This window comes from Algoriphagus yeomjeoni, assembly GCF_003259505.1.
Taxonomy (GTDB): domain Bacteria; phylum Bacteroidota; class Bacteroidia; order Cytophagales; family Cyclobacteriaceae; genus Algoriphagus; species Algoriphagus yeomjeoni.
On the sequence record NZ_QLLK01000001.1, the window covers coordinates 636,854 to 649,787 of the forward strand.

The 12,934-nt window shown below is 40.7% G+C and carries 13 protein-coding genes; 7 read left to right on the forward strand and 6 right to left on the reverse strand.

Features of this window, described 5'->3' with window-relative positions; all coding sequences use genetic code 11:
- Nucleotides 1-3 precede the first annotated feature (3 nt).
- The gene (locus LV83_RS02790) at nucleotides 4-414 is read right to left on the reverse strand and encodes a DoxX family protein (RefSeq protein ID WP_111609989.1); all 411 of its coding nucleotides are present in this window, start codon (nucleotides 412-414) and stop codon (nucleotides 4-6) included.
- A gap of 546 nt (nucleotides 415-960) precedes the next feature.
- On the opposite strand from LV83_RS02790, the gene argB reads away from it, so the two are divergent.
- Genes argB through argJ form a run of 4 tightly spaced genes read left to right on the forward strand, consistent with a single transcriptional unit; the run spans nucleotide 961 to nucleotide 5,239 of the window.
- Nucleotides 961-1,773, forward strand: coding sequence for an acetylglutamate kinase (gene argB / locus LV83_RS02795; RefSeq protein WP_111609990.1), 813 nt, complete (start codon nucleotides 961-963; stop codon nucleotides 1,771-1,773).
- Between the two features lie 6 nt (nucleotides 1,774-1,779).
- Complete coding sequence (locus tag LV83_RS02800; protein ID WP_111609991.1) at nucleotides 1,780-2,973, forward strand: aspartate aminotransferase family protein; 1,194 nt, start codon at nucleotides 1,780-1,782, stop codon at nucleotides 2,971-2,973.
- Between the two features lies 1 nt (nucleotide 2,974).
- The gene (argC, locus tag LV83_RS02805) at nucleotides 2,975-4,018 is read left to right on the forward strand and encodes an N-acetyl-gamma-glutamyl-phosphate reductase (protein ID WP_111609992.1); all 1,044 of its coding nucleotides are present in this window, start codon (nucleotides 2,975-2,977) and stop codon (nucleotides 4,016-4,018) included.
- Between the two features lie 9 nt (nucleotides 4,019-4,027).
- Entirely contained in the window at nucleotides 4,028-5,239 is a 1,212-nt protein-coding gene (argJ, locus tag LV83_RS02810) for a bifunctional glutamate N-acetyltransferase/amino-acid acetyltransferase ArgJ (RefSeq protein ID WP_111609993.1), read from the forward strand.
- 64 nt (nucleotides 5,240-5,303) lie between these two features.
- On the opposite strand, the gene LV83_RS02815 is transcribed toward argJ, so the two are convergent.
- From LV83_RS02815 to LV83_RS02835, 5 genes are all read right to left on the reverse strand, one after another.
- Nucleotides 5,304-5,912, reverse strand: a complete 609-nt coding sequence (locus tag LV83_RS02815; protein WP_111609994.1) for a Uma2 family endonuclease — start codon at nucleotides 5,910-5,912, stop codon at nucleotides 5,304-5,306.
- Between the two features lie 77 nt (nucleotides 5,913-5,989).
- A complete protein-coding gene (locus LV83_RS02820; RefSeq protein ID WP_111609995.1) occupies nucleotides 5,990-7,237 on the reverse strand; it encodes an NAD(P)/FAD-dependent oxidoreductase in 1,248 nt (415 codons plus the stop codon).
- Nucleotides 7,238-7,317: 80 nt separating this feature from the next.
- A complete protein-coding gene (locus tag LV83_RS02825) occupies nucleotides 7,318-8,322 on the reverse strand; it encodes a 4-hydroxyproline epimerase (RefSeq protein ID WP_111609996.1) in 1,005 nt (334 codons plus the stop codon).
- 156 nt (nucleotides 8,323-8,478) lie between these two features.
- Complete coding sequence (locus tag LV83_RS02830; RefSeq protein WP_262510730.1) at nucleotides 8,479-9,951, reverse strand: aldehyde dehydrogenase (NADP(+)); 1,473 nt, start codon at nucleotides 9,949-9,951, stop codon at nucleotides 8,479-8,481.
- Nucleotides 9,952-10,056: 105 nt separating this feature from the next.
- Entirely contained in the window at nucleotides 10,057-10,947 is an 891-nt protein-coding gene (locus tag LV83_RS02835; protein WP_111609998.1) for a dihydrodipicolinate synthase family protein, read from the reverse strand.
- 130 nt (nucleotides 10,948-11,077) lie between these two features.
- Between LV83_RS02835 and LV83_RS02840 the strand changes: the two genes are divergently transcribed.
- The 3 genes from LV83_RS02840 to LV83_RS02850 all read left to right on the forward strand — a co-directional run bounded on the left by LV83_RS02840 (nucleotide 11,078) and on the right by LV83_RS02850 (nucleotide 12,909).
- Entirely contained in the window at nucleotides 11,078-11,944 is an 867-nt protein-coding gene (locus tag LV83_RS02840; protein WP_111609999.1) for an AraC family transcriptional regulator, read from the forward strand.
- A gap of 208 nt (nucleotides 11,945-12,152) precedes the next feature.
- On the forward strand, nucleotides 12,153-12,686 hold the full coding sequence (locus LV83_RS02845; protein WP_111610113.1) for a hypothetical protein: 534 nt from the start codon (nucleotides 12,153-12,155) through the stop codon (nucleotides 12,684-12,686).
- Between the two features lie 13 nt (nucleotides 12,687-12,699).
- Nucleotides 12,700-12,909, forward strand: coding sequence for a hypothetical protein (locus LV83_RS02850; protein ID WP_111610000.1), 210 nt, complete (start codon nucleotides 12,700-12,702; stop codon nucleotides 12,907-12,909).
- Nucleotides 12,910-12,934 lie beyond the last annotated feature (25 nt).

Here is a 12,934-nt window from a genome sequence, read left to right on the forward strand (position 1 = left end):
ACGCTAGCCTCCATAGTACATGGATTTGCGATCACTTAGTCCATCAAGAGAAAACTTACCCGCTCCGAAAATAAGTATACAGAAGAAGACTGTAAAATATAAAAGTGGGAGCTCTTTTCTCCCAAAAGGATCCGATGCATGCGCTACAAATGCTGCAGTCAGCATAGTAATTATAAGTGGGATTGTGGCAAGGCGAGTTTTAAATCCTATGATTACTAATATGCCACATATGAATTCGGCAAAAACAGCAAGTGATAAGGAAACCACCGGGCCTATGCCTAGAAAATCCATGAATTTAATAGGGTCGTCGCCAATTAGCCGCAATAATTTCGGATAGCCGTGAGTTAAAATCATTCCTCCAGCGCCTAATCGTAGTACTAGTAGTCCAATATCTTCTAAAACTGTTTTCTTCATTTTTCCGGGGTGAATGTTAATGATAACAATATAAATAATGGATTGACTTCAATTTTCAAAGTATTTCTACATGACTAGTGACATGCTAGTGTGATCTGTGGACGTAGACCATTAATTTGAAATAAGGATTTAATGATAGCCTTATTTGCTGGAAGGAATTGGTCTATTTTTCCTCCAGTCATCATCGTATGTAGTATTGAGTAATTTATCGGGTAATAATTCACACTTAAATTTTAGCGCATTTTAGGGAAATAATTCCGCTTTCGACTGACAGCATGTCACCCTGTCAAGCCAAATGATCAATGGTAATTTGACTTTTAAGAGTTTTAAGTTTCACTATTCCAATAACATGGGGGTATTCCACAAAATAACCTCTTTCGGAACGAAGGTTGTTTTAAAACTGTTAGGTTAAATTAGTAAAACCAGTAATTATCAAGTTTTCATCTCTAATAAGAAGTAATTCAGTTCTGATTTTTTCTCATTTCTGCCAGTCCATAAGGGAGAGCCGGGTTAGGAAAAAATCAATTTATTATAAAAAAAGTAGAAATGTCTAAGCAAAGAATTCTCATCAAATATGGTGGGAATGCGATGATCAATCCCCAGTTGCAACAGGAAATAGCAGCACAGATTTTTAAACTTCAGGACGCGGGATTTGAAGTAGTGATGGTGCACGGCGGTGGGCCATTTATCAATAAAGCACTTGAAAAAGCTGCCATCAAAACTCAGTTTGTGGATGGTCTCAGAGTGACAGAAGCAGTTGCTTTCGCAGAAATTCAAAAAGCACTGATAGGTGAAGTCAATGCCGACTTGATCTCTTTACTAAATCAAAACAACCTAAAAGCCGTCGGTCTTTCAGGTAAAGATGCCGGAATGGTGCAGGCAAAAAAGTACCAGCATAAATCTTCCGATGGAAGTCTGGTCGATCTTGGTTTGGTTGGCGAAATTACTGATATCGATAGTACGCTGATCAACAACCTTTGCCAAGCAGGATATATTCCTGTGGTTGCCTGTATCGCTGACGGAGCAGACGGGACTTCTTATAATATCAATGCGGATACTTTTGCAGGTAAACTTGCGGCTGCTGTGAAAGCGGATCAACTTATAGTACTCACGGATGTAGATGGACTTTTTCTAGACTACCCAGATCCAGATTCTATCATTCATGAACTTGATGAAAGGGCTGTTAAAGAGCATATGGGTTCAACCATCCAAGGTGGTATGATACCCAAAATTCAATCCTGCATGCTGGCATTAAAAGAAGGAGTTCAAAAAGCAATTATTTTAAATGGTACCAAGCCCGAGCAGATTGCCAGATACGTAATCAATCATGAGAAAATTGGAACCACCTTAACTCTATAAAAGATTATGAACAATCAAGAATTATACACCAAAGACAAAGAGAATTACTTACCAACCTTCAATCGCTTTCCTTTAGCTTTTATCAAAGGAAAAGGAAGTAGATTATGGGATGCAAATGGAAAAGAATACATTGATTTACTAGCTGGTATTGCAGTAAATAATGTGGGGCATTGTCATCCTACGGTTGTGAAAGCGATTCAGGATCAGGCGGCTAACTTGATGCATATTTCTAATTTTTTCGTGAGTCCTCAGCAAGTTGCTTTGAGTGAATTGCTAGTTAAAATCTCAGGCTTGGATCGAGTTTTCCTGACAAATAGTGGAGCAGAATCCGTAGAAGGAGCCATTAAAATTGCTAGAAGGTATGCACACAAGCAATCTAAAGGTGGAAAAATCATTTCCATGCAAAATTCGTTTCATGGAAGAACTTTAGCGACCATCGCGACTGGTCAGGAGAAATATCAACAAGGATTTGGCCCTATTCCAACAGGATTTGCTCAAGTTCCTTTCAATGATCTCAAGGCAGTTGAAGCTGCAATAGACATAGAAACTGCAGCAGTGATTGTAGAGCCGATTCAGGGTGAAGGGGGAGTTGTTCCTGCGGAAAAGGCGTACTTGGAAGGTTTGAGAAAGCTATGTGATGAAAAAGGAATCCTTTTGATTTTTGATGAGATCCAATGTGGGATAGGAAGAACTGGAAATTGGTTTGCAAAAGACTATTTCGGAGTTCAGCCTGATATAATGACTTTAGCCAAAGGGCTAGGAGGAGGAGCGCCGATAGGTGCGATTCTTTGCAATGAAAAAGTAGCCAGTGCGATTGAGTTTGGGGATCATGGTACCACTTTCGGTGGGAATCCGCTCGTAGCAGCTTCAGCAATTGCGACTATAGAAGTGATCAATGTGGAGCAGCTTTGCAAAAGAGCAACCGAAACCAGTGAATGGTTGAGAGGAAAACTAGCTGAATTGATCGAGAAGCATGAGGAACTTGAGTCTGTGAGAGGAGTAGGGTTGATGCTTGGAGTGAAAATGAAATCAGAGGCTAAGCCCTATGTGCTACGATTACTTGAAGAGGGCATTGTGGCAAATGCTACGGCTGGAAATATTCTAAGACTAGTTCCTGCCCTGAATATCAGCAGAGAAGAGCTAAATATTTTTCTAGAAAAGTTTGACGAAATCCTTACCGAAACCACTGTTGTAGCCTAAGATGAGCAATCATAAATTAAAAGTAGCCATAGTTGGAGCCTCTGGATTTACGGGGTCTGAGTTGGCAAGACTTCTTTTGAATCACGAGGAAGTTTCAATTGAAATGATCACTTCAGAATCGCATGAGGGCAAGCCATTTTCAGACTTACACCCTCAGTTTGTCGATAGATTAGACATTTCTTTGGTAAGTGCTGAAGAGGTAAGTAAGAGAAAACTGGATGTAATATTTCTAGCTCTACCTCATGGCGTTTCCATGGAATTTGTTGCCAAATGGAAGGATTCAGGTGCGAAAATCATAGACCTCTCTGGAGATTTTAGACTTTCCACCAAGGAAGTTTATGAAGAATGGTATAATAAAAAACACAGCTATCCTGAAGGATTTGCTTCGGCTGTTTATGGTTTGCCAGAGCTTTTATCAGATAAAATAAAGTCAGCAAATTTGGTTGCAAATCCAGGTTGTTATCCTACGGCATCTATTTTGAGCATGGCGCCACTTTTTGCGAAGCAACTCGTAGAGGAAAAATCTCTAATTATAGACGCGAAGTCAGGTTTGACAGGAGCAGGAATAAAAGCTAGTGCAACCACGCATTTTTCTAATGTGAATGAAAATTTCAAAGCCTATGGTATCGCAGGTCACAGACATACGATTGAGATAGAGGAGCAGTTAGGTGCATTGGCTGGCAATCAGACTGCAGTTCAATTTACTCCGCATCTACTTCCTGTAGATCGAGGAATTTTGGTTACTGCTTACGCCAAAATCAAAGGCGAAATGAGTCAAGAAAAGCTCACGTCGATCTACCATGATTTTTACAAAGACAAGCCATTTGTCAGATTGAGAAATCAGGCGCCAGGAATCAAAGACGTACGTGGAAGCCATTTCTGCGATGTGTTTCCAGTGTGGGATGCAAGGACGGAGCGCGTTATCGTGATCTCAGCAATTGATAATTTGCTCAAGGGCGCAGCTAGTCAGGCGGTGCACAATATGAATTTGATGTTTGGCTTGACAGAGTCCGAAGGATTGAACCAAGTGCCATTAAAACCTTAATAAGAAAAGATGATTAAAAATATTACGAACGTACGTGGCATCAAATGCTGGGGCGCTCACACTGGGGTGAAATCGATGAAACGCGATTTGGCTATTATTTATTCAGAAGTTCCAGCTGCTGCTGCCGGCACTTTAACGCAGAATAAAGTTCGCGCTGAGCCTATAAAAATCACTGAGAAACACCTGGAAAATAATCGAGCTCAGGTGATTATTTGTAATGCAGGAAATGCAAATGCTTGTACCGGTGATCAGGGGAGAGAAGGAGCTGAGGCGATGGTCCGTACGACAGCAGAAGCTTTGGGGATTCCAGTGGAAGATGTGATTGTAGCTTCTACTGGCATTATCGGTGTGGAATTTCCAACCGAAGATGTAGTGGAAGGATTAAAAGTCAATATCCCGAAACTAAGCGGTGAAATTAAGGCAGGTTCATTTGTGGCCAATGCTATTTTGACCACAGATACTTTTGCTAAGGAAGGATTTATTGAATTCGAATATGAAGGAGTGAAAATCAACATGGGTGGAGTAGCTAAAGGGTCTGGAATGATTCATCCCAATATGGCTACCATGCTGGCATTCATCGTGACTGATTTTAACATTGACGAGAAGCTACTTCAAGAAGCTGTTTCCTATTGTGTAGATCGTTCATTCAATATGATCACCGTAGACGGAGATACTTCTACCAATGATATGGTCGCTGTCATGGCTAATGGTTTGGCTGGCAATAGAAAAGTGAAAAGTAAGGATGATCCAGGGTATGAGATTTTCTTGGAGAAACTACTGGAAATCCTAACACATCTAGCAAAACTAATCGTCTCAGATGGTGAAGGTGCCTCCAAGTTTATAGAATATAAAGTAACCAAGGCGAGAACTGAAGCGATCGCTAGGACGCTCATTCGCGCAATCTCTGATTCTACTTTGGTGAAAACTGCCATGTTTGGTCGTGATCCAAACTGGGGGAGAATTGTCGCTGCGGCTGGGAATGCTGGGGTTGCCTTTAATTATAAAAAAGTAAACCTCTTTATAGGAGACCAAAATCATCTAGTTCAGGTCCTAGAGAAGGGCAATCCAGTGGATTTTGAAAAGTCTTATATGAAAAAGCTTCTTAGAGAATCTCACATTCGAGTTCATTTGGAACTCAATTCAGGCGAAGAAGAAGGCATAGGTTGGGGATCAGATTTGACCACAGATTATGTGATGTTCAATTCTGTTTATACGACTTGATATATATTTTGCTAACAGTCAATAGTTATCCTGCTTCTCTTGAAGCAGGATTTTTTATGTATTTCTAATCTATTTTTTCAAAAAACTCTTCCAAATCCAGTTCAAAGCCAGAAACACATTTAGATTTGACGATGTCTCCGCGGGTAAAAAGTCTAGTTGCAACATATTTCCCATCAGTAAGAGAGTTGATCATTAAAGTCTCTTCATAAGGAGAAATAATCCAATATTCGCTGACTCCTGATTCCTCGTAAACTTCGTATTTGTTTTGCAACTCCTTTTTATTGTTTCCTGGAGAAAGCACTTCTACGATTAAATCTGGAGCTCCGACACATCCTGCTTCATCCAATTTGGAACGGTCACAAACCACACAGACTTCTGGCTGGACTACTGTGAATATGTCTTCATTTTTTCTGGACTTTACGGGTAGGCGCACATCAAAAGGAGCTATAAATACTTCGCATGATTTCTTCTCAAGGAAGTTTAAAAGCTCGGAGCCTAATCGAAGCACAATTTTCTGATGCTTTCTTCTTGGTGCCGCTGCTGCAGAACGAAACACTTTTCCCTTGATAAGCTCGACCATTTCGTCGATCTCCCAAGACAGATAGTCCGCATAAGAATAGACTCCATATTCCGTAAACGGCTCTTTTACAAGATCTTTCTCATCTGATTCCATAGGAACAATTTAATGAAATGGCTGGAATAAATAGTAATCATAAAAAGTCCTTCGAGGTTCTAAAAACCTCAAAGGACTCACATGTATCTATCTACCTCAAAACCTTTCAATTCTAACGTTGTATCTTTTTGCTGGTGCAATTCTGCGAGGATTTTGCCAGAAGCTGGTGCCAAACTCACACCCATCATTGAGTGTCCAGAGTTTACCATGACATTAGAATAGCCAGGAGCAAAACCTATGTAAGGAAGACCATCTGGGGAACATGGCCTCAGGCCTTTCCATATCTTGGTTTCTTCAGGGAACTTTGCTTCGAATTCTGGGTAATACCGATTGATGGATTCAAAGATTCCTTTGACTCGATTGAGGTTTACTTTTTGATTGGTGCCAGCGATTTCCATTGTTCCCCCAAATCGAATTTGCTCTCCATAAGGACTCACGGCAACTTTCATTTCGGTCAAAATGGATGATTGCATGATTTCAGGTTTGTTTTCCTGTAGGAATGAATAACCCTTTCCTCCCATCATCGGAAGGTTGAAGCCTAGCAGTTCTGCCAATTCTCCAGACCAAGAACCACTCGCGAGAATTACTTTTCCGGCATCGATTTTACCTTGGTCTGTAACGACAGCATTGACGGTTTTTCCACTTTTTTCAAAACCAGTTACCTGCGTATTTGGAAGGAATTTTACGCCTTTTTGCTGTAAGTGGCTTTTTAGAAACCCATACAATTTCCCTGGATCCAAGTGAGCGTCACCAGGAAATCTCACTGCCCCACGCGCTTTTACCTCAAGATTTGGCTCGAAAGTTCGGATTTCTTCTGGAGTTAAAATATCTGCCTGCAAACCGTTTGCATTGGCAAGATGAGCGAATTCAATTTCCTCTTTCTCAACTGCTTCTGTCTGATAGATCATCATCAAACCTTTCTCCTGCAAAGCAATCAGAGAGTTTGGGTGCTCGTCCCGAAACTCCTGATAAAGGGCCTTACTGAGCAAACTTAGATTTTTCAGTACAGGAACAGATCGCTCTACATGCGCAGGACTCGCAGCTTTGTAAAATTGGTAGCACCATTTCAAAAGTTTGGCGTCTAGTCTAGGTTGAATGTAGAACGGGCTTTTTGAAGAAAACATCCAAGAAATCCCCTTGCTGATCATCCCCGGAGCTGCTAATGGAATAATGTGGCTTGGAACGATCATACCGGCATTCCCCGTGGAGCAGTTAATATTCATATCTCCCTGGTCAATTACTTGTACTTCGACTCCTTCTTTCTGAAGAAAATATGCGGTAAACAGGCCGATTATTCCGCCTCCGATGATGATGGTTGGTTTCATTTTTAGAATCAAGATGTTAGAATCAAGAATCAAGATTTGAGCAAGACCACTCTTGGTTCTTGACTCTTTTCTCTAGACTCTTAGATGACTTGGAATCCATGCACATACGGGTCGTCATCGTCGAGCATGATGGTATTATATCCATAAACTTTTGCCCAGCCTTCTATGCTTGGGATGATAGCTGGTTTGCCAGCTATTTCAGTTTCTTCTTCTATTCTCCCGATAAACTTGGAGCCGATGAAGCTTTCGTGTATGAAGTCTTCTCCAGGTTTTAAAAGGCCTTTTGCATACCACTGTGCTAAGCGAGCGGAAGTTCCCGTACCACATGGAGAGCGGTCAATTGCCTTGTCACCATAGAACACCGCATTCCTTGCTGTGCTCGTAGGTTCTAGAGTTTTCCCTGTCCAAAGTACATGAGATAGACCTTTGATCGCTGGATGCTCTGGATGGACAAACTCGTATTTCTCATTCATTTTTTTGCGAAGCGAACGAGCCATGGAAATCAGTTGCTCAGCTTTGAAATGCTCTAAGCCGGGGAAATTTTCCTGAGGGTCTATGATGCAATAGAAATTGCCGCCATAGGAAACATCCACAGTCAATTTCCCTAACTCATCCGATTCTATCTCTAATCCTTCAGCTGCTAGAAAGCTTTTGACGTTGGTCAGTTTGACTGATTTCACCTTTTGGCCTTGTTGTTTGTACTCAACGAGTACCAATCCAGCAGGAGTCTCTAGTCTAAGCTTACCGGGAGTTTTAGGATAAATCAAACCTTCCTCAATCGCAATGGTCACCGTTCCAATCGTACCATGTCCACACATTGCAAGGCAGCCGCTGGTTTCGATAAAGAGAACTGCTACGTCATTCTCAGGATTGTGTGGAGGAAATAACATAGAGCCCGACATCATATCGTGACCTCTAGGCTCGAACATCAATCCAGTTCTAATCCAGTCTAAATTGTCTAGAAAATATTGACGTTTTTCCAGCATATTATCCCCTTTCAAGAAAGGAACTCCGCCAGAAACTACCCGCACCGGATTACCACAAGTGTGTGCATCAATGCAGGAGAATGTGTGTCTTGTTGACATTTAGAAATTCAAAATTGAAATATTTGAAGATTGGAAAATTGAGCTACTGTTTTAAGTTGGAAGGTGGTAGGGTTGGAAAATCGTTTACAAGAGACGATATACATCGTAAAATGAGGGTTGTAGTTCCTCAAAATCTCGTAAATCGTATTTCGTATATCAGATTTTCTCTACCGTAAACTTCCCATTTACTTGCCTTGTAATTCCCAATGGATTGTCATTTTTCAATGCATCTGGAAGTAGATCAGCTGGCATATCCTGGAAGGCGATTGGTCTAGCGAATCGTTTAATTGCATGGGCCCCAACTGAGGTGGTATTTGCACTAGTAGTCGATGGGAAAGGTCCGCCATGTTGCATAGCATAACCAACTTCTACTCCTGTAGGAACACCGGTAAATAGCAGTCGACCACATTTTTCTTCCAATAAATTGATCAGTTCTGTGTTAGCTTTTAGTTCAGACGAATCTGCCCAAAGCGTAATCGTAAGCTGTCCATGAAGTTTTTTGGCTACCTCTAGTAGTTGCGCTTCATTTTCATAAACTACCATCAAAGCAAAAGAGCCAAATACCTCTTGCTGGAAAAGATCATCTGCAATCCAATCTGCAGCCTTGATTTCAGCCAAAGCTGGGCTCACATTGATCAAATGTTGGGCGTCTGGTACTTTTACCCAGTTTAGTTCTGAACGCATTTTAAGATTGTCAAGCGCGGAATAATAAGAACTCGCAATCCCTTCATGAAGCATCGGAGATCCAGCCGCTCCTTTCAAAGCTTCAGAAACAGCATTTTCAAATTTACTGGCCAATTCCTTTGGCACGAAGATTAATCCAGGATTGGTGCAAAATTGTCCTGCACCTAAGGTCAGCGAGCTTATATAACTTTGTGCCATCGGGACGAGCTCATTGGTTAAGCGCTGAGGAAAGGTGAAAACTGGATTTACAGAGCCCATTTCAGCATATACCGGAATTGGTTCGTCACGATCAGACGCGATGTTAAAAAGAGATTTTCCTGCTCCGTAAGATCCTGTAAATGCAACTGCTTTTGCAAGAGGATGCTTGACAAGATCTTGTCCCATTTTCACTCCACCTTCAACATGCGTAAATACGCCTTCAGGCAAACCAGATTTTGAGACAGCTTGAGAAATACAATCACCGACAAATTTTGATGTATCAGGATGTGCCGGATGACCTTTGTAGATCACTGGACATCCTGCCGCCAAAGCTGAAATGGTATCACCTCCGGCAGTGGAAAAAGCTAATGGAAAATTACTCGCACCAAATACCACAACTGGTCCGATTGGGATCAGCATTCTTCGGATATCTGCCTTTGGCAAAGGAGCTCTTGATGGATCCGCAGGGTCTATGGTGGCCTCTACCCAAGAGCCCTCTCTGAGCTGATTGGCAAAAAGCTTAATTTGACCTGTTGTACGACCTAGTTCTCCATTGATTCTGCCTTCTGGAAGATTTGATTCTTTTACTGCCATCATTACAATGGCACTTCTGTTCTCTTCAAGAATCTCTGCGATTTTTTCCAGAAAGTCTGCCTTCCTGTTTCCTGAGAGATTTTTGTAAGATAAAAAGGCCTCTTGTGCGGCTGAGAAAATAAGATCGAGGTTCATAGGTTTGTTAAGTTTGATTGTTAAAAGATTAAAATAAGATAGACAGGTTGAGTTATAAAAATGACCAAAGAATCAAATGATTGAAAGATGGCATTTAGAACTCAACTCTCTAAACACTATAATCTACAATTTAGGTCTTTTAGCCAAGCCATCGGTAATGATTTTCTCAACTCTTGCTCTTTCTTCTCCGATCAAAGTCAATCTTGGTGCTCGCACGTGCTCAGAGCCTATGCCACAATGTTGCTCTGCAAGCTTGATGTATTGTACCAGTTTAGGGTGAATGTCTAGTTCCAAAAGCGGTAAGAACCAACGGTAAATATTTCTTGCTTCTTCATTTTTACCCTCGTTGATTAGGTTAAAAATGGTAACCGTTTCCTTAGGAAATGCACAAACCAACCCAGCAACCCAGCCATCTGCTCCCATTACCAACTCCTCCATCGCTAGGGTATCTACTCCGCAAAGCAATTTGAAACGATCGCCAAAGTGGTTACGCATACGAGTCACATTAGAAATGTCACGGGTTGATTCTTTGATTGCCTCTATATTCTTACAGTCTGCCAGTTCCGCAAACATATCAATGGTTACCAGTGTTTTATAATCAACAGGATTGTTATAAATCATTATCGGAAGATCAGTAGAATCCGCTACGGTTTTGAAGTACGTAACTACTTCACGGGCATCAGCAGCATATCTCATCGGAGGCAGCATCATCAAACCGGCTGCTCCAAGTTCTTTCGCTTTTGCCGCCCAGAAAAGCGCCTCTTGAGTTGCTCCTTCTGCGATATTTAAAATCACCGGAACTTTGCCGTCAAGATAATTGACTGTTTCGCGGGTTAGGGTGATTTTTTCTTCCTGAGTAAGTACAGAACTTTCACCGAGTGTGCCACCAAGAATAATACCGTGAACTCCGGATTCTAGTTGGAAATCAATGTTTTTGAAAAATAGATCCATGTCCAAACTTCCGTCAGCATGGAATTTAGTCGTTACAGCGGGGAATACACCTTTCCAGTTCATAGCTTTTTTCTTTCAAAATTAGAGCATGAATAAAAACTATGAAAGTGGTTTTTTAGTAAATAATGATTCTATTTTGATCAAATATCAATTAATTCTGAGTTAATTTACTAATTCAAGCCTATTATAACAGATGAGTAAAGTAATTTCCTTTCAGATTCCTAAGTCTGAAAATTCATTTATTCAATACCAGGAAGATCGTGGAAATCACTTTTACGATAGCCTGCACCAGCATCCCCAAGCTCAATTGACACTAATTGTAGAAGGTAGAGGTCAGCTTTTGGTTGGAGATTATGTTGGAAGATTTCAGCCAGGTGATGTGTATTTGCTTGCAGAAAGTATCCCACATGTTTTTCGGAGTGATTCGGATTATTATGAGGATAATGGTACGCTAAAAATCAGAGGGAACACGTTGTTTTTTGATTTTAAAGCGATGAGTAAGGCTTTCTCGGAAGTAGATGACTTTCATGACCTAGTGCATCTCAATGAAAAAATAGCTGGATGTTTTAAAATTACTGGGGAAACGAAGGAAGAGATATCGAAGCTTCTTGCTCGATTTGGAGAGTTTTCGGGATTGACGAGACTAGGTCATTGTATTCATATACTATCATTATTGGACTTTACCTCCAAGGACATGATGCCTTTGAATCAGATCCCAATATTGAAAACAATGACTGAGCGAGATGGTCGTAGAATGGATCAGGTGATGCGTTTCATTCTTGACAATAGTAAAAGACAGATAAGTTTGGAGGAAGTCGCCGAGCAGGCATATATGAGTAAGGAGGCATTTTGTAGGTTTTTCAAACTTAGGACCAGAAGAACTTTTACTCAATATGTTCAACAGCTCAGAGTTACTGAAGCCAAGAAATTACTTTTAGAAACAGACTTGAGTATTTCCCAAGTTTCCTATCAAGTAGGTTTTCAGACTCTATCGCATTTCAATAAGACTTTCAAAAATCTCACCGAAATGACTCCTAAAGATTGGAGAAAACTGGAGTAAAAAGAGTTCTCCAAAAGGCTCTATTGAGAAGAATTTTCCCCAGAACAGGGTGGCCTGAAGTTTTTTTTGTTGGACATATTCTCCTGTGATTGTTTTGTTAAAACCTTTTAAATAACTAATTGAAGGCATTTGGAGTACTTTTTAGTAGCTCTATTTTTTAGTGGCATTTGGTTTGGAAAAACGAAAGAAAAACAAACCAACAGCAACCATGAAAAAATTAGCATTATCGCTGACACTAATGATGGCAATTGTTGCCAGTTACGCACAAACTACCAGGGAAATCGAAGATATTAATGAAGATAACTCCTGGTTAAAACTAGGTCTTAATCTTGGGGTTCCAGTAGCTGATCTCGGTGATTATTCCTCCTTTGCACTAGGGCTTGATGTAGCAGCTCAATTTATGAGAACTGATAATTATGGAATAGGGGTAGTTTCTGGCTACACTAAATATTTCGCAAAATCTGACGTAGTGGGGGCTCAAGACTTCGGAGCGATTCCTTTGGGATTGATGTTTAGATATTACCCACAGCCTTCCGGATTCTTTGTAGGAACTGATTTGGGGTACACCTTTTTGACGGGCGATATTGCCAGTGATGGAGGATTTTATATTCGTCCGCAAGTGGGTTACCACAATTACGATTGGAATATTTTCGCTTTTTATAATCAAGTCTTCACTTCAGCACCTTCATTTGATATTCAGACTATTGGAGTAGCTGCGACTTATAATATTAGATTCAAATAAAAATTAAATAACCATGAAAAATCAACTCAAAAAGTACTCGAATTCAGTGTTTTTATTCCTCATGACCATGTTCTTTACCGTTTCAGCATTTGCTCAGGATGGCGGACTTAACATTGACGTCAATATTGGTAAAAAGGAATGGTACCAACAGCCTTGGGCTTGGGTAGTAGGAGGAGCTATTTTCATTTTGATTTTGGTAGCACTACTCAGAAAAAAGAAATAAGTAAAAGGGTCGTTTCAATTTTGAA

What these genes read in the sequence shown, in the direction of transcription:
- LV83_RS02790 (WP_111609989.1), bottom strand. Translation starts at nt 414, where the DNA reads ATGAAGAAAACAGTTTTAGAAGATATTGGACTACTAGTACTACGATTA.
- argB (WP_111609990.1), top strand. Translation starts at nt 961, where the DNA reads ATGTCTAAGCAAAGAATTCTCATCAAATATGGTGGGAATGCGATGATC.
- LV83_RS02800 (WP_111609991.1), top strand. Translation starts at nt 1,780, where the DNA reads ATGAACAATCAAGAATTATACACCAAAGACAAAGAGAATTACTTACCA.
- argC (WP_111609992.1), top strand. Translation starts at nt 2,975, where the DNA reads ATGAGCAATCATAAATTAAAAGTAGCCATAGTTGGAGCCTCTGGATTT.
- argJ (WP_111609993.1), top strand. Translation starts at nt 4,028, where the DNA reads ATGATTAAAAATATTACGAACGTACGTGGCATCAAATGCTGGGGCGCT.
- LV83_RS02815 (WP_111609994.1), bottom strand. Translation starts at nt 5,912, where the DNA reads ATGGAATCAGATGAGAAAGATCTTGTAAAAGAGCCGTTTACGGAATAT.
- LV83_RS02820 (WP_111609995.1), bottom strand. Translation starts at nt 7,237, where the DNA reads ATGAAACCAACCATCATCATCGGAGGCGGAATAATCGGCCTGTTTACC.
- LV83_RS02825 (WP_111609996.1), bottom strand. Translation starts at nt 8,322, where the DNA reads ATGTCAACAAGACACACATTCTCCTGCATTGATGCACACACTTGTGGT.
- LV83_RS02835 (WP_111609998.1), bottom strand. Translation starts at nt 10,947, where the DNA reads ATGAACTGGAAAGGTGTATTCCCCGCTGTAACGACTAAATTCCATGCT.
- LV83_RS02840 (WP_111609999.1), top strand. Translation starts at nt 11,078, where the DNA reads ATGAGTAAAGTAATTTCCTTTCAGATTCCTAAGTCTGAAAATTCATTT.
- LV83_RS02845 (WP_111610113.1), top strand. Translation starts at nt 12,153, where the DNA reads ATGAAAAAATTAGCATTATCGCTGACACTAATGATGGCAATTGTTGCC.
- LV83_RS02850 (WP_111610000.1), top strand. Translation starts at nt 12,700, where the DNA reads ATGAAAAATCAACTCAAAAAGTACTCGAATTCAGTGTTTTTATTCCTC.